Raw genomic sequence first — 23,992 nt, forward strand, 5'->3', positions numbered from 1 at the left:
ATCTTGAGAAGGCGGTTATAGACCTCCTCCACACCCTTCCGATCTACATCGCGGACATAGTACCAAACGGTAGCCTTATCAGGAACTACATTGGGCACCTTGCCGGTTTCAATTATCGCATAATGGATGCGCACCGTTGGCTTCACATGCTCCCTTAGAAAATTAGCTGCTACATCCATTATCTCAACTGCATCAAGAGCACTCCTTCCCTCCCAAGGGGCGCCAGCAGCATGAGACGACTTTCCATAGAAGGTAACGGTAAAGGAGTTCATCGCACTTGAGCTTCCGTATGAAACCTGATTCTTGGTACCCGGATGCCATACCAAAGCACAGTCAAGGTCATTGAAGTAACCATCCCGTGCCATCCACACCTTACCGACCAATGTTTCCTCAGCAGGACAACCATAGAGACGGATGGTGCCCGGAAGTTTTTCCTTCTCCATTACATATTTCACCGCCATCGCAGCGCCTACCGAAGCAGCGCCGAATAGATTGTGACCACATCCATGCCCTGGAGCTCCAGGCTTTATCGGATCCTTATAGGGAACCGCCTTCTGAGAGAGGCCGGGAAGGGCATCGTATTCCGCCAAGATGCCAATAATCGGTTTCCCCTTGCCATAGGTAGCAATAAAAGCAGTGGGCATCCCCGCTACATTCCTCTCCACCTTGAACCCAGCCTTCTCAAGCTCGGAGATGAGGAAACGGGAAGATTTATATTCGAGCATCGCGGTCTCTGCATAACTCCAGAGAGTATCACTTATCTTTATCAGCTCTGCCTTGTTCTCCTCAACCCAGGATATCGCCTCCTTCTTCTCCTTATCCCCTTTTGCCAATCCATAGGAAAAACTTGCCAAAGAAAAGGCAAAAACTACCAAGAAAAGAAATAACAACCGCCCTCTTCTCATCTCACCCTCCTTATCTCAAATACCTCACTTACTATTCTACTATCTGAGCAAATAGCAAGGAACACTTTTTAATATAAAATCGGCTCCTTCTTGACATTTGAAGATGGCTATTCTAAATTTAAAACACCTACCCTTACCAAACAAGGAAGCGATGAGGGGTAAAAGATGGCAAAAACGGGTATTAAAATTGCTCACCTTCTCTCTAGAGCGATAGATCCTCTCCTTTCTGCTGAATTTATCCGGAAGACGCTCGTCAACTATGCCGAGAAGAAGGCTTACGAACGGTTAATCGAGAAGAACCTCACTCAAAGACCCATTACGGTTCAAAAGGATAAATTCGTCCTCGTGCGAAATATGATCCATAGTTTCGACAAAGCTCTAAAGGACAACCGCATCTCCAAAAATGTGAGGAAAGCTTACCTCAACTTCTTCCTCCTCGTTTTAGGAAGGAGTGAGGAAAAAATAAGGAAATTTGAGCGAAAATACGGATTCACCCCGCCAAAGTTCCTCACCATCTCTCCGGGAAAGTTCTGTAATCTCAACTGCATCGGATGCTATGCTGCAAGCTCGAGCGCCACTTCGGAGAAATTACCTTACCACATCGTCTCTCGAATAATAAGAGAGAAAAAGGAACTATGGAACTCCTACTTCACCGTAATCTCCGGTGGGGAACCCCTTCTCTGGAGAAGCGAGGGGAAAGGGATCATCGAGCTTGCCAAAGAACATAGCGACAACTTCTTCCTGATGTATACCAATGGCACAGTGATAGATGAGGAGATGGCAAAGAAATTAGAGGAGGTAGGAAACATCACCCCAGCCATCTCAGTAGAGGGGTTCGAGAAGGAGACCGATCATAGGCGGGGAAAGGGCACCTTTAAGAAGATACTCCGTGCTTTTGAAAATCTAAGGAAATACGGCGTTCCCTTTGGTATCTCGATCACCGCCACCAGAAATAATGCAGAACTGGTGGTGTCTGAAGAGTTCGTCGATTTCTACTTCAAAAAACAAGGAGCAATTTATGGCTGGATCTTTCAATATATGCCCATAGGCCGGGGTTACAACTTCGATCTTATGGTCAGTCCGAAACAACGAGTTTACATGCTCCATAAGATGAGGGAGTTGAACAGAAACTTGGGCGTCTTCATCGCCGATTTCTGGAACTCGGGACCGGTAAGCGACGGATGTATCTCAGCAGGAAGAGGAAGGGGAGGATACTTCTACATTGACTGGAATGGAGATGTGATGCCCTGTGTGTTTGTCCCCTACTCCACCCATAATATAATCGAGGTCTATAAAAATGGCGGTGATCTCAATACCGTTCTCTTCTCCCCCTTTTTCGAAAGGATAAGGAAATGGCAAAAAGAGTACTCCTATTTAAAGCCTAAAGATGAGGTAGGGAATCAGCTCCGTCCCTGTCCTATCCGTGATCACTATCGGGTTATGTATCGAATCATCAGAGAGATAAAAGCAAGACCCGTAAACGAGGAAGCGGCACAGGCTATTAAGGATAAAAAGTACTACGATAAATTATCCGCCTATGGGGATACGGTGGGAAAACTTACTGATCCCATCTGGGAGAAAGAATATATCCTTCCCGAAAAGAACAAAGCACCTTCTTCCCTCTCCAAACTAAGGGTTAGCTGAGAATAAGGTAATCAGCCCTTTCCCTCTTTCAAGTGAGGGAAAGGGCTGATACCGGACACTCCCGAACACAGAGATCACACCGGGTGCACTTTTCGGGGAATACCAGACAAGGATATTCCATCATCCACGACTTCGGCTTCCGCTCGCTCTCCCACTGCTTTGCCGGAATAACCTTATTTATATCTCCCTCAACCCCGATATAGGAGGTTCGGGTCATATCTATCGCCTGATGGGGACAGATATCCATACAGATACCACAGCTTATACACAATTTTTTCTCTAACTTGAGAGAAGGGGAAGCCATCGCTATTTTTCTCTCCGCCTGAATAAGACGATTAAGGCGATAAACCCAACCACTAACAAAGCAGGGAAGGTGATATAGAAGCTCACCATAGAGAGATGAGGATTAAGATTGGAACGAAGTGCTCTCAGCGAAGCCCAAAACGGCTGATTGAGTTGCTTCATCCAGACGGGGCTTGCTGCTTCCATCACCAAGGTAAAGCCTACAAAGTTGAGAAGCGCAGCTAACCCAAGGAGAAAGGTAACCACCCGAAACATCCTGGGATTATTATCGACATCAGTAGCCAGCTTAATGAGAAGTACGATCGCCATAAGAAGAACCGCGAAGGGGAAGAAGGGAACCGCGATCTTTATATCCTGCATAATATCGAGGTTGATAAACATCAAGCCGAAGACAACGGAAAGAAGTATGGAACCATCACGACTAATTACATAAATGAGCCACCAAATGTCAGCTGCTACCCGGAGGGTAAACCGGTTCAAGATCCGAAGGGCATAGGGCCTGCCAATGTGGATCAAGAAAGCAAGTATGGTAAGGACAATGGTAATATCAGCTAAGTTCTGAAGGGTCCATACCTCAAGCGCCTTGGTGACCGTTTCTTCTGCCAACATCAAAAACATCTTAAAATGCTCCTTTTAGATTTTTACTTCCTTAGCCCTGTTTACCCACCAATTTCTTGGCTTTCTCTAGGTTCTTTTTGGCAAGTTCATAGTCAGGTTTTAAAGAGAGCGCTTTCTCATATTCCTCTATCGCCTTTTCGTACTGCTGAGAGAGAAAGTAAACATTTCCCAATCTATTGTGGAGGTCAGGGGCATCAGGGGTAACCCTAAGTGCCCTCTGATATTCTTTCATCGCCTTTTCATATTTCTTGAGCCGTTTGTAAATATCGCCCAAGCTCTTGTGAACCTGAGGATGGTCTGGTTTAAACCGCGCTGCCACAAGGTAGTTTTTCTCCGCCTCTTCCAGTTTGCCTATCGTCTCATAAGCCAGCCCCAAGTTGTAATAAGCCTCTGCGTAATCAGGTTTTATGTCGATCGCCTCTTGATACTCTTGGATAGCCTGATCATACTTCTCCATCAAGAAGTAAACACTACCCAAATTGTTATGGGTCTTAGCATAATTGTACTCTATCTCAAGGGCTTTTTTATATTGCTCTACCGCCAGATCATACCTTCCTTGTTGCTGATACTTCACTCCAAGATCAAAGTGCACAAAGAAATCGGGCTCGAGATGAAGGGGTACCTCTTCCTCCCCTCTCTTCCGGGCAAGCTCCCGTCTCCTCTTCGCAATTATCCCCTGCATCTCCTCCTCAAAGAGAAGGAGATCACGATACATCTCATAGATATTGCTATAACGGTCCTTTGGCTCTGGTTCCAACGCTTTAGTCACAATACCATCGATCCTGGAACCGAGTTCTGGCTTCACTTCAGAAGGAAGCTTAAAACGGCCTATGGGAAGTTTACCGGTAAGAAGCTCATAAAAAATAACCCCGGTGGAGAAGATATCTGCCCGATGATCGACATTTCCTGAGGAGAGACTCTGCTCTGGAGCCATATAATAGGCGGTCCCTAAGGTCATCAAGGTAGAGGCAAATTGTACCGGGGTGAGTAGCTTGGCAATACCAAAATCGGTGATCTTGATCTTGAGGTTATCGAGCACCATAATGTTTTCCGGCTTTATATCCCGGTGGACGGTATACTTATGGGCGTAATTCAACCCCTCACATACTTGTTTGATGATCCTTATCGTCTCATCTATCTCAATCTCCTCCCCTCGCTTTCTCTTCGCATTCATCCATTCCCTTAGGTTAACACCCTCCAGAAGTTCCATAGAGATAAACTTGATCTCATCAGCCTCTCCCAGATCCCGTACCCGTACTATATTAGGATGGGAGAGTTGGAGGGATATTTTCGCCTCGTTTTTAAACCTCTCTACCGCTTCTCTACTCTTCATCAAGCTGGGGAGAAGAACCTTCAAGGCGATGAATTCTTTTAATGTTCGATCAAAAACCTTATAAACAATACCCATCCCCCCTCGGCCAATGATCTCCAATACCTCGTAACGGTCGTTGACCACCTCCCCCCTTTTGAACGGGGTAAACTGATCTGTCTCGCCAAGAACAGGAAAAGCTAATTCCTCTTCCTCATAGGGGGTGAAGATACCTTCTATTAGGGAAGAGGGGAGAGCCTCCTCCTCTTCAAGGGAAGGAGCCTCTTGGGAAAGAGAGGAGGGGTTATCCTCAGACATCCCATTCTCAAGGGAAGCGCCACAATGGATACAATATCCCTTTCCACCTGGCGTCATATGACCACACCTAGGACACTTTATCTCTTCCGCCATCTTTTCCTAGCTCTGTATCATTAAATTATATCATAAGCGATAAGGGAAAACAAAGAAAAAAAGCCCGCCTTTTGAGAGGCGGGCTTTAGTACAAGTTCCCTTTTATCCTCTCTCCTCTAAGGGGATGTACTTCCTCTCTAATTCTCCCACATAAACGGCGCGAGGACGGAATATCCTATTCTCGGGGAGATATTCGAGGATCCGAGCTGCCCAGCCAGCAACCCGAGCAACCGCAAATATCGGAGTGAACATAGCGGGCTCTATGCCCATCGCGTAGTAAATGGTACCGGAATAGAAATCAACATTGGGGAATATCCCCTTGGCACCGTAAGCGGCAATAACCTCCTCCTCGACCTTCTTCGCAACCTTGTAGAGATACTCCTTCCCCATTCTCTTGGTCACCTCTTCGGAGTACTTCCCAAGCACCTTAGCCCGAGGATCGTAAGCCTTGTACACCCGATGGCCAAAACCCATTATCTTCTGCTTCTTGGCAATGGCATCCTTCACATAAGCCACCGCATCATTCTCATCCTTTAGCTTAAGGAGAGCTGCCAGTGCCCGCTCGTTAGCCCCGCCATGAAGAGGTCCCTTAAGACTGCAGATACCTGCAACGATGCTGGAGTACATATCGCTCAAGGTCGAATTGACTACCATACAGGTGAAGGTGGAGTTATTCATCCCATGATCTGCATGGAGGATCAAAGCCACATCCATCACCCGGGCAAAATAATCATCGGGTTTCTCTCCATTGCACATATAGAGAAAATTAGCGGCATGGGATAGATTGGGATCGGGCTCAACAGGCTCTTCACCCTTCCTGATCCGAGCGATGGCACCAGCAACGGTAGCCATCTGAGAGATCAATTTTATCCCTATCTCCGTCTCGTTTTCTACACTGGTATCGTCGGCTTTGGGATCAAAACAGCCGAGAACAGAGACACCGGTGCGGAGCGCTGCCATTGGATGTACATCCTTCGGTACCCGCTTCAGGGTATCGATCACTTCTTTGGGAATGGAGCGGTATTTCTTGAGCTTCGCATCGAACTCATCGAGCTGGCTCTTAGTGGGAAGTTCGCCAAATAGTAGAAGGTATGCGGTCTCCTCATAGGTGGAATGCTCCGCCAAATCGAAGATGTTATAACCCCGATATACCAACCACCCCTTTTGCCCGTCGATATAACCTATCTTGGTAGCATTGGTAATAGCACCCTCTAACCCTTTGTTGAGCTCTACCGTGACGGGCCATTCAAACTTACCTACATATTTAGGCTTCTCAGCCATCTTAAGACCTCCTATGACTCCGTGAGTTTAACAATAAACTACTACTCCCCCTTGGGGAGCAGTGAGAATCGTACCTCAGATCGCCCCATAAATCAAGTCTAAATTTCAATCAATGGCGATTCTTTTGGTAAATTATCCTAAGGCCTTCTAGGGTCAAATAAGGTTCGAGCCTTTTGATCAAAGGAAGATCCGGCATAACCTTTACCGCCAATCCACCGGTGGCAATTACCTTGGTATTCTCACCCAACTCGGCAATGAGCCGTTCCAAAATACCTTCCACTAAACCTAAATAGCCATAGAAAAGACCTGCTTGAATGCTCGCCACCGTATTCTTTCCTATGAGTTCCAAAGGTTTGGCAAATTCCACCCGGGGAAGCTTAGCCGCTTTAATAAACAAAGCTTCTGCTGAAATATCAGGTCCTGGGGCGATTAATCCCCCTAAATACTCCCCTTTCTTGGAGATAACATCGAAGGTGGTAGCGGTTCCAAAATCCACCACCACGGAGGGACCTCCAACCTTATTATAAGCGGCAACCGCGTTCGCTATTCGATCCGCCCCTACCTCCTGAGGGTTCTCGTAAAGTATAGGCATCCCCGTCTTCACCCCTGGCTTGAGCACCAATATCTTTAAACCAAAATATCGCTCCACCATATCCTCTATGGAATGAAGTAGTTGGGGAACAACACAGGAGAGAACCGCTCCATCTATATCCTCTGAGGGAATGCCTTTTATGGTAAGGAGCTCCAAGAAGAGAAGCCCTAGCTCATCAACTGTCCGGTTGCGTACCGTAGCGACACTTCCATTCGCCACTAATTCCTCCCCCCTAAAAACACCAAAGTTTATCGCGGTATTCCCTACATCAATGGCAAGAAGCATATCCTCCCTCACTCACTGAAGCCTAACCAATTCAGAGGCAGAGACCTTAATCTCCTCCCCACCCGGGAGCAATACCTTAAGTTCACCCCCGGGGAAAAGCCCTCCCGTGGTTCCTTTTACCGGTCCATCTCTTAAGAAAAGCTTCACCTTCTTCCCCCGGGAATAACTCGAAAGTTCCTCAAACCTATTCACTATCTCCTCCAAACCATTGGTTCTAAAAATCTCATACCAATGTTCAAACCGTTCCATTAGGGAGAGAAAGAGTTCATTCCTCTCAATGGTCCAACCGCTCTCGATGAAAAGGGAAGTGGCTTCATTCCAAAGCTCAGGAGGAAAATCGCCCTTCGCCTGGTTGACATTTATGCCGATCCCGACCACCAATCCCTTCCCCTTCACCTCCTCAATGAGAATACCAGCGACCTTCCTTCCTCCAATCAGCACATCGTTGGGCCACCGAAGGTCTGGCTTAGAGGGAATAAACTCGGCTATTGCCTCCGCAACCACGATAGCGGAAAGAAGGCTGAGCACACCGATGCTCTCCTTAGATGTCTTCCCTTTAAGGATAAGGGAAAAATAAAGGCCAACCAAAGGAGGCGAATGCCACTTCCGATTCCATCGCCCTCTACCCCTCGTCTGTTCCTCGGCGATAACCACCGTCCCCTCAGGGGCACCGTTTGCTGCCAGCATTAAAGCATAGGAATTGGTAGAGCTAACGGAGGGAAAATAGATGATCTCCCTTCCCAAAAACCTCGTCTTTAGCCTCTCCTTCAATAAGGCAGGACTGATCTCTCTTAACTTCCTTTCTATCATCTGATTAGGAAACTTATATCGACGCTTTTAAAGGAATGGGTCAACATCCCTAAGGAGATATAATCGATGCCAAGGGAGACATATTCCCTTACATTATCGAGGTTCACTCCACCCGATACCTCAAGTTTTACCCGTCCTTCTGCTATCTTAACCGCTTCTACTATCTCCTCTTTGCTCATATTATCCAGCATAACTATATCAGCACCCGCTTCAATAGCCTCCCTTAGTTCGGCAATGGTGCTAACTTCTACCTCTATCTTCAAAGTATGGGGAAGGCACTGTTTAATCCGGGAAATCGCCTCCCTTATTCCACCAGCGATCTTTATATGATTATCCTTTATTAACACTCCATCATCGAGCCCAAAACGGTGGTTTCTCCCACCTCCTACTCGAACGGCATACTTCTCAAGAATCCTTAATCCGGGAGTGGTCTTCCTCGTATCGAGAATGAGAACAGGATAATCGTTGGTAAGTTCCACCACCTTCCTCGTTAAGGTGGCTATCCCGGACATCCTCTGCAAGAAGTTCAAAGCAACCCTCTCTCCAGCAAGAAGCGAAGAGACAGAACCCGTTACTTCCGCAATCACCTCGCCTTCTTCAACCTCATCTCCCTCCCCTCGGTTAGCCAAAAAGCTCGCTTTCGGATCGAGTATCTCAAACACCCTCCTCGCCACAAAAAGCCCGGCAAGGACAAAGCTCTCCTTAGCGAGGAAAACGCCACTCCCTTCCCTCTCCTCTCTTACGATGGCAGAGGTGGTGATATCCCCCCTTCCAATATCCTCAGAAAGAGCCCTTTCGATAATCCCATCAAGAATGATCCGGGGTATCATAAACTTAACTCTCCTTGATGCTTTCCAAACTTTCCCTAAGTTTAGAAAGCCTGGTCATAAGTTCATCATAGATCCCCTTATTCTTCTCTACCACTTCAGGCGGTGCTTTCTTCAGGAAATCCTCATTGGAAAGTTTACGCTCTACCTTAACAAGCTCCTCCTCAGTCTTCTTTATCTCTTTCTCCAACCTCTTCCTCTCCCTTCCGAGATCTATCACCCCCTTGAGGGGGATAAAAAGTTTTATGTCCTGAACCACACTGCGAGCGGAAAGTTTCTTCTCTTTAGGTTCCTTGCCAAAGTGAACCTCTTTTACCCTCGCTAACCGCTCGATGTGTTCCTCAACCTCAGCAAGTGCCTTAAGTTTTTCTTCATCATCTCCAAGGAGATAGACCTCGACAAACGAAGCTGGAGGAACATTCATCTCTGCTCGGACATTTCTTATCTTAACTATAAGCTCCTGGAGCAAAGATAAGATCCTCTCTGCCTCTTCATCCTCCCACTCGGGGTTTCTCTCGGGGTAAGGAGCAACCGTAATCGAGACCCCCTGATGGGGAAGCTTCTGCCATATCTCCTCAGTCACAAAGGGCATAAGGGGATGAAGTAGCTTCAATATTCCTTCAAGAACAAGAAGAAGAACCGACTGAGCCTCCTTCCTCTCTTCCTCATACTTAGAGGAAAGAAGTGGCTTAACCATCTCAATGTACCAATCGCAGAATTCATGCCAAGTAAATTGATAGATGAGATTCGCCGTCTCTTGAAAACGGAATTCTTCAAGATTATCGTTTAGCTGTTTAGATATCTTGGAGAATCGGCTCAATATCCACCGGTTGACGATATTTTGCACCTTGAGAGAAGAGAGATCAGGGGTAAAATCTTGGTCCAAGTTCATAAGGGTGAACCGGGCGGCATTCCAGATCTTGTTAACGAAGTGACGATACCCCTCCATCCGCTTTAAGGATAAAGGGATATCGGTGCCGGAAACGGTAAGGGCGGCTAAGGTAAAGCGGAGGGTATCCACCCCATACTTCTCGATGAGCTCGTCCGGCTCAACCACATTGCCCTTGGACTTGCTCATCTTCTCCCCACGCTCATCCCGAACCAGTCCATTCAGGAATACCTTATAGAAGGGAACATCCCCCATAAATTTAAGCCCCATCATTATCATCCGTGCCACCCAGAAAAATAGAATATCGTAGCCGGTGATCAGTACTGAGGTGGGATAGTATCGAGTTAACTCCTTGGTCTTTTGAGGCCAACCAAGAGTGGAGAAGGGCCAAAGGGCAGAGCTAAACCAAGTGTCAAGTACATCCTCATCCTGGTGAATACTCTCACTCCCGCAATGGGAACAGGATGTTGGATCCTCCATTGCCACGGTTATTTCTCCGCATTCATCGCAATACCAAGCAGGTATTCGATGCCCCCACCAGATCTGGCGGGATATACACCAATCGTGGATATTTCTCAACCATTCGAAATAGGTCTTCTTCCAAACCTCGGGGAATATCTTAATCCTTCCCTCAGAAACTGCCTTAATCGCTTCTTTTGCAAGCGGTTTCATCCTTACAAACCATTGAGTAGAAAGAGACGGCTCAATCACTGTGCCACAACGATAACAGTGGCCTAAGGAAAAATGGTAATCCTCCTCCCGCTCGATCAGCCCCATATCGGCGAGATCGGAGAGAAGCTTCTTCCTCGCCTGGTAACGATCGAGCCCTGCATATGGCCCTGCTTCTTCCGTCATCCTTCCGTTATCGTCTATAACCCTTACCTGGGGAAGGTTATGTCTCTTGCCAGCAGTAAAATCGTTTGGGTCATGAGCTGGGGTAATCTTCACTATTCCCGTGCCGAACTCCGGATCGACAAACCCATCGCCGATAATGGGAAGTTCCCTTCCTATTATGGGAAGGATCGCCTTCTTCCCGATAAGATGAGCATAACGTTCATCCTTAGGATTCACCGCTAATGCGGTATCCCCGAGCATCGTCTCAGGCCTGGTGGTAGCTACCACCAAATACCCCTTCTCGTTCTTCAGAGGATACTTTATGTAGTAAAGCTTCCCTTCGGTATCCTTGTGCTCTACTTCGAGATCGGAAAGAGCCGTTTGACATCGAGGGCACCAATTTACCAGATAATAATCTCTATAGATCAACCCTTCATTATAGAGGGTGACAAAAGCCTTGCGCACCGCCCGGGATAAATCGGGGTCCAGAGTAAACCTCTCCCGGGACCAATCGCAGGAAGCGCCAAGCCTCTTCAATTGCTCCACTATCCTCCCCCCACTCTTCTCCTTCCACTGCCAGACACGCCTTACAAACTCCTCGCGACCCAATTCCCTTCTCCTCAAACCCTCCCTCGCTAACTCCCGCTCCACTACATACTGGGTCACGATTCCCGCGTGATCGGTTCCTGGAATCCATAAGGCATCAAACCCCTTCATCCGCTTGAAACGGACGATAATATCCTGAAGGATGTTGACCAGAGCATGCCCTATATGGAGAGAGCCGGTGACATTTGGTGGGGGGATGACGATAGAGAAAGGAGGTTTCTCTGATCCCGGATCTGCTCGAAATAGATCGTGTTTAAGCCAGAATGGATACCATTTGTTCTCTATCTTCCTTGGATCATAGAATTTCTCCAACTCGATTTCTTCCTTCAACTTCCTATCACCCCTCAACTTTCTAATTGACCTCCTTATCTTACTCAGCCTTTTTTTTAAAGTCAACTATGGGGGGACAAAATAAAAAAGTAGGACCTTCCTACTTTCTTTTTAAGCCAGGCTTTTATATAACCTTAGCTCTTCTTTATCTCTTCGATTGCCTGTTTTATCAGCCGTTCCGCAAGTTCAGGTATTACTTCCCAAGCTATCTCCCTCACCGCTTTGTCCGAGAGCTTAGCCACTACCCGCTCCACTATCTGCTCGATCGCCTCATCAGTTAAGGGAATGACGCCCTCCCTTGCCTCCTCAGCCACTTTAGGAGGAACCGAAGCCTCCGGGGGCGCTTCCACCTTTTCTTCTACCTTATGAGCTTCCACCCCCGCTGCCGGCTGAGGTGGAGAAGGCTCTCTCGGGGGTGTTTCCTCCTTTGCTGGGGGTGGAGATGGAGCAACCTTCTCTTTCGGTGGAGAAGGAACCTCTGGCGGTGGAGAACTCACCTTTTCTGAAGAAACCTCCTTCTCTCCTCCTTCTGATAACTGTTCCAGCATCGATTCCTGAGCCTCAAGTTGGCGTTCCAATTCGAGTATCTCATCTTCGCTAAGCCCCTCTATGCCAGAGAATATCTCTCCTTCCGAAGAAGGAGCAGAGGGGGGAACAAAACCTTCGACCTTTGGAGAGGGCTCTACTGGAACAGTTTCCTCAGTAGAAGGAGGTGGTGAAGCAGGCTGTTCCACCTTCGGTGGTGGAGAAATTGGCTCTTCTTTTGCTTTAGGCGGTGCCATTTCCTCCTTAGGAGGAACAGTTGGGGTCTTTCTCTCTTCTTCAATTGCCCTCTCAGGCGTCAGCTTCTCCTCTGGAGGTGCAGAAGCTGGTGGTGCCATCTCCCCTCCTACCGGTTGAGGAGGAGCCTCCTGCCTCGGGGGTTCCCCTCCCACCTCAGGAACCGAGGGAGCACTTACCTCAACGGGCTCTCCTCTTTCCCTTTTTGCCGAAGCGAGGGTCTCCTTTACCTTGGCGATGAAACTTTTCGACTGGAAAGGCTTAGAGATTACCGCATCATAACCCGCCTCTCTCGCCTTTTCCTCATCATATGGCTCAAAGATCCCTTTGAGGAGTATCACCGGTATATGAGCAAGCTCAGGGTTGGACTTTATATATTTGCAAACTTGGTAGCCATCCTGCTCCGGCATATTAACATCGGCAATAACTATATCGGGCCGTTCCTGATTGATTTTCTCTATCGCCTCAGTACCGCTACGGGCAGAGATGATCTCAAAATCCTCATCGGCAAAGGTTAATTCTACTACCCGATGAATGGTCAGGCTATCGTCCGCTAATAGCAACCTTTTTGGCATCTAACCCTCCTCAGGGCATCAAATAACTTTCTTCTTAGTTGGAAAACAGGATATCACCTATCTATTGATATGTCAAGTATTTTATGCATTTAACGATCCCTTCCCCTTTTTCCGGGTAATATTCTATAATAAAATATAAAAAAGGAAGGTCAAATGAGTTTAATCGAGGCATTGGGGACAAAGTTATATCATATGTTATTCATTATACTGGCTTTAGCCCTGGTGTTCTTCCTGTTGCATCAGTTAAGCAAAAGGGCTCGCAGAAGGTTAGAAGAGCAGAAAGAGGAGATATTTGCCCGACTTGAAAAATCGGTGAAAAAGAAAACCGGAAAACAAGGGGAATAGCCTTTATAATGAGAGCTTCCTTCATTTGTAGCTTCCTTCTCTTTCTGATAATATCTCCCCCTCTTTGCCAACCGCGACTACCCGGGGAGAAATCGCGAGATTACCCCCTGATAGCACCAAAAATAGACCTGAATCGAGCAACTGAGGAAGAATTTCTCCGCCTTCCCCTGCTTAAAAGGGAGATCATAGCCGAGATAATAAAATGGCGGAAGGAACATCCCTTCCGCCGGGTGGAGGATATTCTCTTCATTCGGGGGATAGGTGAATACACCTACTTCCACCTAAGAAAACACCTTTTTGTCTCCTCTTCTTCCCCTATTTCTTCCTCCAGCGGAGGATCGGATTCCGCGCTGCCCCTACCTCATCGAGACGAGAGACCTTAGTGATGTGAGGGGCTGAATGAAGAAGTTCCGGTTTCTCCTTCGCTTCCCTGGCGATTTCCTTCATCGCCTCAATAAAGCTATCAAGCTCCTCCTTGGTTTCGGTATCCGTCGGCTCTATCATAAGGGCGCCAGGCACGATGAGCGGGAAGTAGATCGTCGGTGGATGGAATCCATAATCGAGAAGTCTCTTCGCTATATCGAGGGTCTTCACCCCATATTGCTCCTGGTTCTTATCGGAAAATACCACCTCATGCATACAGATCCGATCGTAAGGAAGATGATACACCCCCCTTAGCTTGACCCGCAGGTAGTTAGCAGCGACCACTGCTCTCTCCGCTACCTTCTCCAACCCTACCGCTCCCATAGTGAGGATATAGGCGTAAGCCTTGATGAGCACCCCAAAATTGGCATAGAAAGTCCGCACCTTCCCAATGGAGTGAGGAAGATCATAATTGAGGTAATACCCATTGGCACCTTTTTCAACCAAAGGCACTGGAAGGAACGGAGCCAGATGCTCCTTCACCGCCACTGGTCCACTGCCGGGACCGCCACCGCCATGAGGGGTGGAAAAGGTCTTGTGAAGGTTCAGATGAATGGCATCAACCCCCATATCACCGGGACGAGCCTTACCTAAGAGGGCGTTCAGATTGGCACCATCCATATAAAGGAGGGCTCCCTTCCTGTGCACTATATCCGCTATCTTAACGATCTCCTCCTCAAACAGACCAAGGGTGTTGGGGTTGGTAATCATCAAAGCGGCTACATCCTCGTCGACCAATCTATCGAGCTCAGCGGAATCAACACACCCCCTCTCATCAGATTTCACCTTCACCACCTGATAACCGACTATGGAGGCACTTGCCGGATTGGTCCCATGAGCGGAGTCAGGAATGAGAACCTTCTTTCTGGGATTACCTTTGGATGTTAAATAGGCACGAATGAGCAACATTCCGGTAAGCTCGCCATGGGCTCCAGCAGCAGGTTGGAGGGTGGTTCGATCCATACCAGTGATCTCGTTGAGGAACCTCTCAAGCTGGTACATCAACTCCAAATTGCCCTGGGAGAGTTCCTCTGGCTGATAGGGATGCGAAAGGAGGAAATTTTCCTCCCGGGCTACCTTTTCATTAACCTTGGGATTATACTTCATCGTACAGGAACCCAAGGGGTAAAGGCCAGTATCCACCCCGTAATTCCAGGTGGAAAGACGGGTGAAATGACGCACCACTTCTACCTCGGACACCTCAGGAAAACCAGCTATATCGTCCCTCAGGTAACCCTTGGGGAGAAGTTCGGCTACATCCCTCCCCGAAACATCGAGCTCAGGAAGAGGGAACCCCCTCTTTCCCGGCTTGCTCCTCTCAAAGATGAGAGGCTCGTCCCTTACCATACCACAAGTGACTTCCTTCATCTCTCAGCCCTCCAGTGCTTTTACTAAACGATCGATCTCCTCACGAGTATTCACCTCAGTAACCGTGACCAGCAACGTCTTGCTCAGTTTGGGATAAAATCTTCCTAAGGGAATACCAAACAGGATCTTCTCCCTTAGAAGTCTTTTCCTTACCTCCCCTGGCTCATCTTCGCTTTCCACTACAAATTCGTTAAAGGTGGCTCCGCTAAATCTCAATTTGAACCCAGAGACCCGAGATATCGCCTCTTTGGCATAAGCCGATTTCAATAGGCTCTGAATAGCAACCTCCCGAATCCCTTCCTTTCCCAGAAGGGAGAGATAAATGACAGCGGAAAGGGCGCAAAGGGATTCATTGGTGCAGATATTTGAAGTTGCCCTCTCTCTCCGTATATGCTGCTCCCGTGTGGAAAGGGTGAGCACATAACCAACATTCCCTTCCTTATCTACCGTCTCACCAACCAATCTTCCCGGCATCTGCCTTACATACTTCTCCTTAGTAGCCATAAAACCGAGATAAGGACCACCATAGCTCAGCGGCAGTCCAAACCCTTGTCCTTCTCCCACTACGATATCAGCACCGAAATCGGATGGAGGCTTCAATATGCCAAGGGAAACGGGGTCTCCTATTGCCACGATGAAGAGCGCGCCCCTCTCTTTTAAGGTGGACTGAACCTGAGCAAGCTCCTCCACTACCCCAAAGAAATTGGGATACTGCACCACTACTGAGGAGGTATCATCGTTTAACTCTGAAGCCAACTTGTCGTAATCCGTCTTACCCGTCTCGTCCACTGGTATCTCTATGAGCTCAGCCCCCAGATGTTGCAGATAAGTGGCAACCACTTGCCGATACTCAGGATGAACCGCCTCCGAAATAATCACCCGGGAACGCTTGTTTATCCTCCGAGCCATAAGGATCGCTTCCGCCAAAGCAGTTCCTCCTTCATACATACTGGCGTTAGCCACCTCCATCCCAGTGAGCTGACATATCAGGGTCTGGTACTCAAAGATAGCCTGAAGTGTTCCTTGACTTATCTCCGGCTGGTAAGGGGTATAGGCGGTATAAAACTCAGAGCGAGAGATCAACTGATCTATGGCAACTGGAATGAAATGACGGTAAGCACCGCCTCCTATAAAGAAAGAGTAATCGGCAAGGGGGGCATTCTTCTGAGCAAGCCTTTTAATATGACGGATAAGCTCAGGCTCGGTAAGGGGAGAAGGGAGGGAGAGCTTACTTCTAAGCCTCACCTCCTCCGGTATCGGGGCAAAAAGGTCATCGATATCCTTTACCCCGATCTCGGTGAGCATCTCCCTTATCTCTTCCTCGGTCAAAGGAAGGTATCGTCTCATTCGCCCTTTTCCTCCTTAATGTATGCCTCATAACGCGCGGCATCGAATAGATCGTCAAGCTCCTCCTTCACCTCGATCTTCAACTTGACGAACCACCCTTCACCATAGGGATCCTCATTTACCTTCTCCGGATGATCGGCGAGCGTCTCATTCACCTCAACCACCTCGCCGGAGACCGGGGCATACACCTCAGAGACCGCTTTGACCGATTCCACCGTGGCAAAACTCTCGCCTGCCCTGAACTTATCCCCTACATTGGGAAGCTCCACATAGACCACATCACCCAGCTCATGCTGAGCGTAATCGGTAATCCCTACCGTTCCAATATCCCCGTCCACCTTAACCCATTCATGGTCCTTGGTGTAAAGATAGTCTTTAGGATACATCTTCTCTCCTCCGTCGTTCATCATTTTTTCCTCTTATAAAAGGGCGTAGGCACCACCTTTGCCCTTGCCTCTTTGTTCCTAACCAAAACGGAGAACTCTGTCCCCACCTCAGTAGATTCTATAGGAAGATAAGCCAAGCCGATATTCTTCTTAAGATAAGGGGCATAGCTCCCCGAGGTTACCTTACCTACCTCCTTTCCCCCTATCAATACAGGATATCCATGACGAGCGACCTCCCTCCCCAACATTTCGAAACCGATCAACTTTCGGGAAACGCCCTCCTTCAATTGACGCGCTAGGACATCCCTTCCTATAAAATCTCCTTTATCAATCTTCACGATCCAGGCGAGATCTGCCTCAATAGCAGTGGTGGTACGGTCGATATCGTTACCGTAAAGAGCCATCTTCGCCTCTAACCTCAAGGTATCACGAGCGCCCAATCCTGCTGGGATCAGCCCCTTATCCTTACCCGCTTCCATAAGGGCATACCATACCTTCTCTGCATACTGGGGGGAGAAATAGAGCTCAAACCCATCCTCGCCAGTATATCCGGTACGCGATATTATCGCCTCAACCCCGATGACTTTACCTCGGATAAAACGGTAGTATCTTATATCACCCAGGGGAACATCGACCAACTTAGCGAGTATCCCTTCAGCCTCTGGTCCCTGGATAGCCACCTGAACATACTCGGGAGAGCGGTTTATCACCTCAACCCTTCCCTCCTTATGTTCCACTATCCACTGGTAATCCTTATCGGTGTTGGCAGCATTAACCACCAGAAGGTAATGCTTCTCTCCTAAACAGTAGATGAGCAGATCGTCCACAAAGGTACCTTCAGGGTAAAGCAAGGCATTATAATGGATCTTACCTGGAGTGAGTTTAGCGACATCGTTTGGGGTAAGCCGTTGAAGAAAAGAGAGACTATCCTCGCCCTTTACCTCTATCTCCCCCATATGGCTTACATCGAATAAGCCCGCTTTCTCCCGAACAGCAAGATGTTCCGTTATTACTCCGCTGTAGTATACCGGCATATCCCAGCCGGCAAACTCCACCATCCTTGCTCCCATATCCCGGTGTACCTTATTTAGAGGAGTTCTCTTCAACCCAGTTGTCCCACTCATCATCGCCTCCTTAAGTTTTTCCCTATGAGAAACCAAACAGCAAATTTTAGCACCACATTTTCCCCATTTCAAGTAAAATAGATAAGGTGGTTATTTTTTAAGTGATAGTTTTACCTCAAGGGGAGGCAAAAATGGAGGATCAACTAACCAAGGAAGAACAGAAGATATTACTCAAGTTAGCCCGAGAAGCGATAGAAGAGTTCCTTAAAAATGGGAAGAGAAAAAAGTTCGAGACAAAAAAACCCAGGCTAAATCGGTCGGGAGGGGCTTTTGTAACTATAAAGATAAACCACCACCTTCGGGGATGCATTGGTTATATCACTTCCCCTCGCCCTCTCTACGAAACGATAATAGACGCTGCCATCTCTGCCGCAGTGAATGACCCCCGTTTCCCTCCTCTTACCTTAGCTGAACTCGAGCAGGCAAAGCTCGAGATCTCGGTGCTAACCCCGCCTCAGAGGATAGAAGACATAAATGAGATAGAAGTGGGGAAACATGGACTCATTATAACCAAAGGACTAAATAAAGGACTCCTCCTTCCCCAGGTAGCAATTGAAGAAGGATGGGACAGGGATACCTTTCTTCAATACACCTGCCTCAAGGCAGGACTTCCACCTGATGCCTGGAAACAGGGAGCTACTATAGAGGTTTTCTCCGCTCAAGTATTTGGAGAAGAAAAGTAATTACTTCTTCACCTGCCGTTTAACCCGCTGCCCTACCTTAATTTCCCGCCTTGAAAGGATGATTTTACATAAGGTCGTTCTCTCTCCTACCCGAACAGCTACCAGCTGTCCTACCACAACAAAGGTTTCACCAGGATGGTCCTCGTTGTAGATGAGGAAAAAGTCCCCAGGGGAGACACCATCCTCCGCTCCCAGGTCGATGTGAACCAAATCCCCCTTTCCGACAGCCTCTCCACCTCTATCTATACTCACAACATATCCCTTCTTATCCGTCTCCACCCTCTTCGTAAATTCGGGACAGGGAGGAACTTCCTCTGGAGGAACAGGGGGAACTTCAGCTGCAGGAAGAAGCCAATCACCGATGTTTATTGGATGAGAGGAACGAACGATCCTAATAATGGCTGATTTAGGATCGACCCTCTCTACCACCGCTTTGCCCAACTGAAGCACTCCCCAACCAAGGGTATCACCCGTTTTCGGATGCTTTATCTTCCTCGTATAGCGAAGGACAAAGAAAACATCCCCCTCCTTTAAACCTTTATCCGCACCGTGGTTCAGGTAAAAGAAATCGCCCGTTATCCCCCCCACCACATACCTATCCTGAGCTCCGATAATCTTTAGTTTGGGAGATTCTTTTTTGGGGAAGATAAGCTCCGAACAATACAGATCGCTTTCATTAACCAGGGGAATAGCGGTAGGAGCAACTTTGGCAGGAGGCTTTACCCTTTCCGCCTCCTTTACTTCGGGAGGGAGCTTGACCTTTTCCGCCGCTCGAGGAACTTCCTTCGCCTCCTTCGGCACCTCAACCATCTTTTCCTTCGGAGGAACCACCTCAGCCTGCGGCAACTCGGTTGGTTTCTTCTCCAGAGAGGGGGTCTTCTCCTCAAGCTTGGGCAGGATAATAGGATCACCAGGGAAGATCAGATTGGCATTCTCAATATACTTATTAAGTTGCCATATCTGGGGCCAAAGAAAGGGATTGTTCAGATAGAGCTTGGCTATATCCCATAAAGTGTCCCCCTTCTTCACTATATGAACCTTAACATTGGAGGGGAGTTTTTTAGGATATTTGTACTTTGACCAGTGGGGCTTCGGCACCTCCTGGAGGAGAAAACCGGAGAGCAAGAATACAAATACTACCGAAAAAAAGGGATTCACCCTCCTTCTAAAAATCCTCACCTTCATCCGCCACCCCCTTATTATTTTCTTTCCTTTAGTTTCTGAAGCATCCGCTTCGCCCGTGAAGCGGCTTCACTATGAGGAAATAGCCTAACAGTATGCTCAAAAAACTTCTTCGCCTGCTGATAGTTCCTGAGATTATAATGACATAGACCTAATTTGAAATAGGCATCGGGAACCTTGTTGGCAAAGGGATAGGCATTAATGACCTTGCTGAATTCCTTTATCGCTCGTCGAAAATCACGCCTTAAATAATATATCTCCCCGATCCAGTATTGGGCGTTATCGCTAAGATCGGATTCGGGAAATCTCTTAAGGAAATCAACGAAACCCCTCTCCGCCTCTTCGTACCTCCCGGAGGAAAAAAGACGATAAGCAGAGTCGTATACCTCCTTCGGCGTCTTCTTCCTCTCCGGTAGGGGGGGCAATTTCTCCTCCCTGGGAGGGGAAATCTCCTTAACCATCTCGTCCAATCTAAGATTTAACTGAAAAAGCTCCTCCTCTAATTTCTTCCTATCGCTTCTCTCCCGTTCCAACCTCTGCTCAAGCTCCGCCACTTTGAGCCGTAATCTCTTGGTCTCATTGATTAAATCAGCTTCACTCCTATTGAGGCTTCTTATCTCCTTTTTAAGATGATCGATATCTACCTCGAGCTTCTCCAACCTGCTCGAGGCACACCCTACCGCCATCATAAGTGCAAAAAGGACAATAATGAAAACTCTCCTCTTCATTTCTTCCAATTTTTCTTTATTTTACCTAAGGTTAGCTCTCCTTGTCAAGGAGAAAGTTTCTTCTCCTTCTTTGGGAAAGGCTTTTCCAGCTCAGCAAGATATCTCTTCACCTCCCCGATCTTCTTGAATTTGGGGAACTCAGCTAAGAGCTTCCGAAAATAAACTGCCGCTTCCTCCCGATTCTTCAGGGCATAAAGCGCTTTTCCCAAGTAATAATAGAGCTCACCCCCTAAGAGACTATCAGGATAATGTTTAAGAGACCACTTAAACCTATTGACAGCTGCCCGATAATTCTTCCATCTATAGTAAAACTTACCAACTGCAAACTCATGTTTAGCCAAACAATCACTTACCTCTTGGAACCTCTTCTTAGCCTTGGGGTAAAGGGGGCTCCCCTTATAATTCTCAAGGAATTTCTTGAACTCAGCGTACGCCTTCCGAGCATTGGTGACATCCTTAGTGGGTTCAGACATCTGCTTATAGTAGCACATCGCTATCTGAAACCGAGCGTAATCCGCTTTAGGCGAGGTAGGATAAAGCTCCAAATAGCTCTTATACTCAGCCAATGCTTCAATATAGCCCCGAACCCCCCCCTGGTAGAAGTGGGTGTCGGCTATCAACAATCTCACTTCCTTAAGATAAGGGCTCTCAGGAAAATAACTCTCTAAACGAGTAAAATAAGCCCTTGCTTCATCATATTTCTTCTCCTTGAATTTCTCCTTGCCCAATCGATAGAGCTCTCTATCGGTGAAGTTTTCAAGGATCTTCTTCTCTGCCTCTTTCCCCCCACAGCTAAAGAGGAAGAACAGGAGGAAAAGGAAAAGAAGCGTGGTAACTGATCGCTCTCTTCTTCCCATCTACTCCCCCTTTTGAATTGAGGTTTTTAACCACTCTATCTCAGCAAGCAAGCCTTCCTCCAAGGTAACCCGAGGATTGAAGTCAAGTTTCTTCTTTGCCTTATTGGTATCGGCGTAGGTATGCACCATATCGCCTCGGGCAAAATCAACTCGATTAACCGGAACCCTCTTTTTTAAGATTTTCTCGATGACCTCTATAGCATCGTTGAGTGAGACTACATTCCCTCCTCCTATGTTATATACCTCGCCAGGTGTCCCCTTTAAGGAAGCGGTTATGGTCACCTCTACCACATCAGCCACATAGGTGAAGTCCCTGGTCTGCTCCCCAGTACCAAAGAGGCTCACCTCCTCATCCAAAAGAGCTGCCCGAATGAAGCGATGAAACGCCATATCGGGTCTCTGTCTCGGTCCGAAGACGGTGAAATACCTCAGACTAAGCCCAGGGATACCATAAGTTTTGTAATAGAGATAGACCAAATTCTCTCCCGCCAGTTTGGTTACCCCATAAGGCGATATCGGTTTGAGGAGAGAGTCCTCTTGCATAGGAAGGGAGGGGGTATCCCCATATACAGAGGAGGAGGAAGAATAGACGAACCTTTTAATTGAAGCTTGACGGCAGGCTTCAAGCAGGAGCTGAGTGGCACGGATGTTATTCTCTACATAAAGGTCAAAATTGCGTCCCCAACTCGCCCTCACTCCAGGCTGGGAAGCGAGGTGAAAGACAATCTCCACCCCAGAAAGCACTTCTTTCAAGGGAAGATCCTGAATCCTTTCTCGATAAAGGGTAAAATAGGGATGGTCGATTATTCCCTCAAGGTTTCTTTCCTTTATCCTCGGGGAATAATAATCAGTAAAGCAATCGATCCCTATTACCGAATAGCCCCTCTTTATAAGCTCCTCGCTTAGATGAGAACCAATGAATCCCGCTGCTCCGGTAACCAAAACCCGCATTACCCCTCTCCCTTAGCCAATTTCACCAGTTTTTCTACGGTCCTCTTCGGATCCTCTGAATGGAATATCGCTGAACCAGCAACTACAATATCTACCCCCGCCTCCACCACTGAGCGGATATTATCAGGACCAATGCCACCATCTACCTCTATCTCCATCTTTAGTCTCCTTTTTTCTATCCACTCCTTCAATCTTCTTATCTTCCTGAGAGAGGAGGGAATAAATTTTTGGCCACAAAAACCAGGGTTTACTGACATAATGAGGACGAGATCGAGATCATCGAGGATGAAATCAAGCGATGTTAGAGGGGTAGCTGGATTAAGGGACACTCCTGCCTTTGCCCCAAGTTCCTTTATCCGGTGGACCGTACGATGGAGATGAGTCGTTGCCTCGATATGAACCGTTATTATATCTGCCCCTGCTTTGGCAAAATCTCCGAGGTATCTCTCGGGTTTGTCTATCATTAAGTGGACATCAAGGGGAAGCTTGCTCCACTTTCGAACTGCCTCTACTACCACCGGACCAAAGGTGATGTTGGGGACAAACGCTCCGTCCATTACATCGAGGTGCACCAGTTCCGCTCCTCCAGCTTCAACCATAGCTAATTGATCAGCCAACCGTCCGAAGTCGGCAGCCAATATTGAGGGAGCGATCTTAACCATCTTTCACCCCTCACTTACCCAGAGGTTTATCACCTCACTCGTTTTGATCTTATATCCCGCCTGGGGAAACTGCTGAATAACAACATCGGGGGGAAATTCGGGATAATATTTCTTCCTAATGTTAGCGATGCGAAAACCATTTTTGAGAAGAAAAGCCCTCGCTCTCGACAGCTCGATGCCCACCAAATTTGGCATTACAAACTCTCTCTCCCGAGGACCAAGGCTGATCAAAAGATCCACCCTGGCACCGGGGAATTCCTCCATCGAAGGAAGGGGTTCCTGAGCAATCACCGTATCTCGAGGGAAGGGAGAATAAGCAAAAGAAAGCCTTCCCAACCTGAGCCCCTCATTCTGAATGATTATCTGAGCACCTCGAGTGGAACTGCCGATGAGGTTAGGGACGATCTTCTTCTCAGAGCCAGAACTCAACACCACCCTAACCAGATTCCCCCTTTTCACTACCTCACCCGGCTTTGGGTCCTGAAGCAGTATCCTCCCTCGCTCCAGGATGGCGCTGAATCTCCTCTGTTTCTCAACAGAAAGCCTTAGGGAAAACTCGGATAAAACCTTCCTCGCCTCCTCGGGTTTCATCCTTACTATTCGAGGGACCTTGACCTCCCGGCCACTCATATTTATCTTCAAACTAAGCCAAAACGAAAGCGCCCCTACCAACAAAACCGAAAGGATTATCACCCCCCATTTCAGAATGTTTATTAATTTGGCTCCCAGAGGTGGAAGTATTACCCGAAACCGCCGGTTATTTATACTATTGCGCCCTTTATTAACCATCGTCTCTCCAAGTAAAAGCAAATATAACACAAGGACCCACTGGTTTCAAGGACGAACCTCCGTTATGATACTTTTTCCAATAAAGCGGCGAAGAACCCATCGGTTCTATGCCTATGGGGAAAACTGAGGAAGAAGCCCTCCTTCGTTA

The 23,992-nt window shown here is 47.7% G+C and carries 24 protein-coding genes; 4 read left to right on the forward strand and 20 right to left on the reverse strand.

Annotation, left to right across the window (positions count from 1 at the left end):
• The coding region (locus tag J7L64_03370; GenBank protein ID MCD6451395.1) for an amidohydrolase at window positions 1-905 on the reverse strand (905 nt) is incomplete at its 3' end.
• A gap of 165 nt (window positions 906-1,070) precedes the next feature.
• On the opposite strand from J7L64_03370, the gene J7L64_03375 reads away from it, so the two are divergent.
• Window positions 1,071-2,549 (forward strand): radical SAM protein, encoded by a 1,479-nt coding sequence (locus J7L64_03375; GenBank protein ID MCD6451396.1) that lies wholly within the window; start codon window positions 1,071-1,073, stop codon window positions 2,547-2,549.
• A 28-nt stretch (window positions 2,550-2,577) separates the two neighbouring features.
• Here the strand turns inward: J7L64_03375 and J7L64_03380 are convergent, their stop codons facing one another.
• The 9 genes from J7L64_03380 to J7L64_03420 all read right to left on the reverse strand — a co-directional run bounded on the left by J7L64_03380 (window position 2,578) and on the right by J7L64_03420 (window position 12,999).
• On the reverse strand, window positions 2,578-2,853 hold the full coding sequence (locus J7L64_03380; protein ID MCD6451397.1) for a 4Fe-4S binding protein: 276 nt from the start codon (window positions 2,851-2,853) through the stop codon (window positions 2,578-2,580).
• A 2-nt stretch (window positions 2,854-2,855) separates the two neighbouring features.
• Window positions 2,856-3,470 (reverse strand): hypothetical protein, encoded by a 615-nt coding sequence (locus J7L64_03385; GenBank protein ID MCD6451398.1) that lies wholly within the window; start codon window positions 3,468-3,470, stop codon window positions 2,856-2,858.
• Window positions 3,471-3,501: 31 nt separating this feature from the next.
• Entirely contained in the window at window positions 3,502-5,190 is a 1,689-nt protein-coding gene (locus tag J7L64_03390; GenBank protein ID MCD6451399.1) for a tetratricopeptide repeat protein, read from the reverse strand.
• A 102-nt stretch (window positions 5,191-5,292) separates the two neighbouring features.
• Window positions 5,293-6,471 (reverse strand): citrate synthase, encoded by a 1,179-nt coding sequence (locus tag J7L64_03395; GenBank protein ID MCD6451400.1) that lies wholly within the window; start codon window positions 6,469-6,471, stop codon window positions 5,293-5,295.
• A gap of 109 nt (window positions 6,472-6,580) precedes the next feature.
• Window positions 6,581-7,348, reverse strand: a complete 768-nt coding sequence (locus J7L64_03400; GenBank protein MCD6451401.1) for a type III pantothenate kinase — start codon at window positions 7,346-7,348, stop codon at window positions 6,581-6,583.
• Between the two features lie 12 nt (window positions 7,349-7,360).
• Window positions 7,361-8,119, reverse strand: a complete 759-nt coding sequence (locus J7L64_03405) for a biotin--[acetyl-CoA-carboxylase] ligase (protein MCD6451402.1) — start codon at window positions 8,117-8,119, stop codon at window positions 7,361-7,363.
• A 35-nt stretch (window positions 8,120-8,154) separates the two neighbouring features.
• Window positions 8,155-8,988 carry a carboxylating nicotinate-nucleotide diphosphorylase gene (nadC, locus tag J7L64_03410; protein ID MCD6451403.1) on the reverse strand — a complete coding sequence of 278 codons (834 nt, stop codon included), beginning with the start codon at window positions 8,986-8,988 and terminating at the stop codon, window positions 8,155-8,157.
• Window positions 8,989-8,992: 4 nt separating this feature from the next.
• Window positions 8,993-11,644, reverse strand: a complete 2,652-nt coding sequence (locus J7L64_03415) for a valine--tRNA ligase (GenBank protein MCD6451404.1) — start codon at window positions 11,642-11,644, stop codon at window positions 8,993-8,995.
• Window positions 11,645-11,778: 134 nt separating this feature from the next.
• Window positions 11,779-12,999: a response regulator gene (locus J7L64_03420; protein ID MCD6451405.1), complete on the reverse strand. Its 1,221-nt coding sequence runs from the start codon at window positions 12,997-12,999 to the stop codon at window positions 11,779-11,781.
• A 153-nt stretch (window positions 13,000-13,152) separates the two neighbouring features.
• Here J7L64_03420 and J7L64_03425 point away from each other — a divergent pair, with 153 nt between their 5' ends.
• Window positions 13,153-13,344 carry a hypothetical protein gene (locus J7L64_03425; protein MCD6451406.1) on the forward strand — a complete coding sequence of 64 codons (192 nt, stop codon included), beginning with the start codon at window positions 13,153-13,155 and terminating at the stop codon, window positions 13,342-13,344.
• 8 nt (window positions 13,345-13,352) lie between these two features.
• The gene (locus tag J7L64_03430; GenBank protein ID MCD6451407.1) at window positions 13,353-13,727 is read left to right on the forward strand and encodes a helix-hairpin-helix domain-containing protein; all 375 of its coding nucleotides are present in this window, start codon (window positions 13,353-13,355) and stop codon (window positions 13,725-13,727) included.
• Here the strand turns inward: J7L64_03430 and gcvPB are convergent.
• Genes gcvPB through gcvT form a run of 4 tightly spaced genes read right to left on the reverse strand, consistent with a single transcriptional unit; the run spans window position 13,660 to window position 17,992 of the window.
• Complete coding sequence (gcvPB, locus tag J7L64_03435) at window positions 13,660-15,114, reverse strand: aminomethyl-transferring glycine dehydrogenase subunit GcvPB (GenBank protein MCD6451408.1); 1,455 nt, start codon at window positions 15,112-15,114, stop codon at window positions 13,660-13,662. The two genes, J7L64_03430 and gcvPB, sit on opposite strands and share 68 nt — an antisense overlap.
• Before the next feature lie 24 nt (window positions 15,115-15,138).
• Window positions 15,139-16,482, reverse strand: a complete 1,344-nt coding sequence (gene gcvPA / locus J7L64_03440) for an aminomethyl-transferring glycine dehydrogenase subunit GcvPA (GenBank protein ID MCD6451409.1) — start codon at window positions 16,480-16,482, stop codon at window positions 15,139-15,141.
• Complete coding sequence (gene gcvH, locus J7L64_03445; protein MCD6451410.1) at window positions 16,479-16,868, reverse strand: glycine cleavage system protein GcvH; 390 nt, start codon at window positions 16,866-16,868, stop codon at window positions 16,479-16,481. Before gcvH ends, gcvPA begins: the two co-directional genes overlap by 4 nt.
• Before the next feature lie 20 nt (window positions 16,869-16,888).
• The gene (gene gcvT / locus J7L64_03450) at window positions 16,889-17,992 is read right to left on the reverse strand and encodes a glycine cleavage system aminomethyltransferase GcvT (GenBank protein ID MCD6451411.1); all 1,104 of its coding nucleotides are present in this window, start codon (window positions 17,990-17,992) and stop codon (window positions 16,889-16,891) included.
• A 131-nt stretch (window positions 17,993-18,123) separates the two neighbouring features.
• On the opposite strand from gcvT, the gene amrA reads away from it, so the two are divergent.
• Window positions 18,124-18,675 carry an AmmeMemoRadiSam system protein A gene (amrA, locus tag J7L64_03455; GenBank protein ID MCD6451412.1) on the forward strand — a complete coding sequence of 184 codons (552 nt, stop codon included), beginning with the start codon at window positions 18,124-18,126 and terminating at the stop codon, window positions 18,673-18,675.
• On the opposite strand, the gene J7L64_03460 is transcribed toward amrA, so the two are convergent.
• From J7L64_03460 to J7L64_03485, 6 genes are read right to left on the reverse strand one after another with little or no spacing between them, the layout of a single operon-like run.
• Window positions 18,676-19,860: a LysM peptidoglycan-binding domain-containing protein gene (locus tag J7L64_03460; protein ID MCD6451413.1), complete on the reverse strand. Its 1,185-nt coding sequence runs from the start codon at window positions 19,858-19,860 to the stop codon at window positions 18,676-18,678.
• 14 nt (window positions 19,861-19,874) lie between these two features.
• Window positions 19,875-20,585 carry a tol-pal system protein YbgF gene (gene ybgF / locus J7L64_03465; GenBank protein MCD6451414.1) on the reverse strand — a complete coding sequence of 237 codons (711 nt, stop codon included), beginning with the start codon at window positions 20,583-20,585 and terminating at the stop codon, window positions 19,875-19,877.
• Between the two features lie 44 nt (window positions 20,586-20,629).
• Window positions 20,630-21,442: an outer membrane protein assembly factor BamD gene (locus J7L64_03470; GenBank protein ID MCD6451415.1), complete on the reverse strand. Its 813-nt coding sequence runs from the start codon at window positions 21,440-21,442 to the stop codon at window positions 20,630-20,632.
• Window positions 21,443-22,393: an NAD-dependent epimerase/dehydratase family protein gene (locus tag J7L64_03475; GenBank protein MCD6451416.1), complete on the reverse strand. Its 951-nt coding sequence runs from the start codon at window positions 22,391-22,393 to the stop codon at window positions 21,443-21,445.
• Window positions 22,393-23,055: a ribulose-phosphate 3-epimerase gene (locus J7L64_03480; protein ID MCD6451417.1), complete on the reverse strand. Its 663-nt coding sequence runs from the start codon at window positions 23,053-23,055 to the stop codon at window positions 22,393-22,395. The genes J7L64_03475 and J7L64_03480 overlap by 1 nt, the downstream gene beginning before the upstream one ends.
• A 3-nt stretch (window positions 23,056-23,058) precedes the next feature.
• Entirely contained in the window at window positions 23,059-23,844 is a 786-nt protein-coding gene (locus J7L64_03485; protein ID MCD6451418.1) for a PASTA domain-containing protein, read from the reverse strand.
• Between the last annotated feature and the right edge of the window lie 148 nt (window positions 23,845-23,992).

Source organism: Acidobacteriota bacterium, from assembly GCA_021161905.1.
Classification (GTDB): domain Bacteria; phylum Acidobacteriota; class B3-B38; order Guanabaribacteriales; family JAGGZT01; genus JAGGZT01.

What these genes read in the sequence shown, in the direction of transcription:
- J7L64_03375 (MCD6451396.1), top strand. Translation starts at nt 1,071, where the DNA reads ATGGCAAAAACGGGTATTAAAATTGCTCACCTTCTCTCTAGAGCGATA.
- J7L64_03380 (MCD6451397.1), bottom strand. Translation starts at nt 2,853, where the DNA reads ATGGCTTCCCCTTCTCTCAAGTTAGAGAAAAAATTGTGTATAAGCTGT.
- J7L64_03385 (MCD6451398.1), bottom strand. Translation starts at nt 3,470, where the DNA reads ATGTTTTTGATGTTGGCAGAAGAAACGGTCACCAAGGCGCTTGAGGTA.
- J7L64_03390 (MCD6451399.1), bottom strand. Translation starts at nt 5,190, where the DNA reads ATGGCGGAAGAGATAAAGTGTCCTAGGTGTGGTCATATGACGCCAGGT.
- J7L64_03395 (MCD6451400.1), bottom strand. Translation starts at nt 6,471, where the DNA reads ATGGCTGAGAAGCCTAAATATGTAGGTAAGTTTGAATGGCCCGTCACG.
- J7L64_03400 (MCD6451401.1), bottom strand. Translation starts at nt 7,348, where the DNA reads ATGCTTCTTGCCATTGATGTAGGGAATACCGCGATAAACTTTGGTGTT.
- nadC (MCD6451403.1), bottom strand. Translation starts at nt 8,988, where the DNA reads ATGATACCCCGGATCATTCTTGATGGGATTATCGAAAGGGCTCTTTCT.
- J7L64_03420 (MCD6451405.1), bottom strand. Translation starts at nt 12,999, where the DNA reads ATGCCAAAAAGGTTGCTATTAGCGGACGATAGCCTGACCATTCATCGG.
- J7L64_03425 (MCD6451406.1), top strand. Translation starts at nt 13,153, where the DNA reads ATGAGTTTAATCGAGGCATTGGGGACAAAGTTATATCATATGTTATTC.
- J7L64_03430 (MCD6451407.1), top strand. Translation starts at nt 13,353, where the DNA reads ATGAGAGCTTCCTTCATTTGTAGCTTCCTTCTCTTTCTGATAATATCT.
- gcvPB (MCD6451408.1), bottom strand. Translation starts at nt 15,114, where the DNA reads ATGGTAAGGGACGAGCCTCTCATCTTTGAGAGGAGCAAGCCGGGAAAG.
- gcvPA (MCD6451409.1), bottom strand. Translation starts at nt 16,482, where the DNA reads ATGAGACGATACCTTCCTTTGACCGAGGAAGAGATAAGGGAGATGCTC.
- gcvH (MCD6451410.1), bottom strand. Translation starts at nt 16,868, where the DNA reads ATGTATCCTAAAGACTATCTTTACACCAAGGACCATGAATGGGTTAAG.
- gcvT (MCD6451411.1), bottom strand. Translation starts at nt 17,992, where the DNA reads ATGAGTGGGACAACTGGGTTGAAGAGAACTCCTCTAAATAAGGTACAC.
- amrA (MCD6451412.1), top strand. Translation starts at nt 18,124, where the DNA reads ATGGAGGATCAACTAACCAAGGAAGAACAGAAGATATTACTCAAGTTA.
- J7L64_03460 (MCD6451413.1), bottom strand. Translation starts at nt 19,860, where the DNA reads ATGAAGGTGAGGATTTTTAGAAGGAGGGTGAATCCCTTTTTTTCGGTA.
- ybgF (MCD6451414.1), bottom strand. Translation starts at nt 20,585, where the DNA reads ATGAAGAGGAGAGTTTTCATTATTGTCCTTTTTGCACTTATGATGGCG.
- J7L64_03470 (MCD6451415.1), bottom strand. Translation starts at nt 21,442, where the DNA reads ATGGGAAGAAGAGAGCGATCAGTTACCACGCTTCTTTTCCTTTTCCTC.
- J7L64_03475 (MCD6451416.1), bottom strand. Translation starts at nt 22,393, where the DNA reads ATGCGGGTTTTGGTTACCGGAGCAGCGGGATTCATTGGTTCTCATCTA.
- J7L64_03480 (MCD6451417.1), bottom strand. Translation starts at nt 23,055, where the DNA reads ATGGTTAAGATCGCTCCCTCAATATTGGCTGCCGACTTCGGACGGTTG.
- J7L64_03485 (MCD6451418.1), bottom strand. Translation starts at nt 23,844, where the DNA reads ATGGTTAATAAAGGGCGCAATAGTATAAATAACCGGCGGTTTCGGGTA.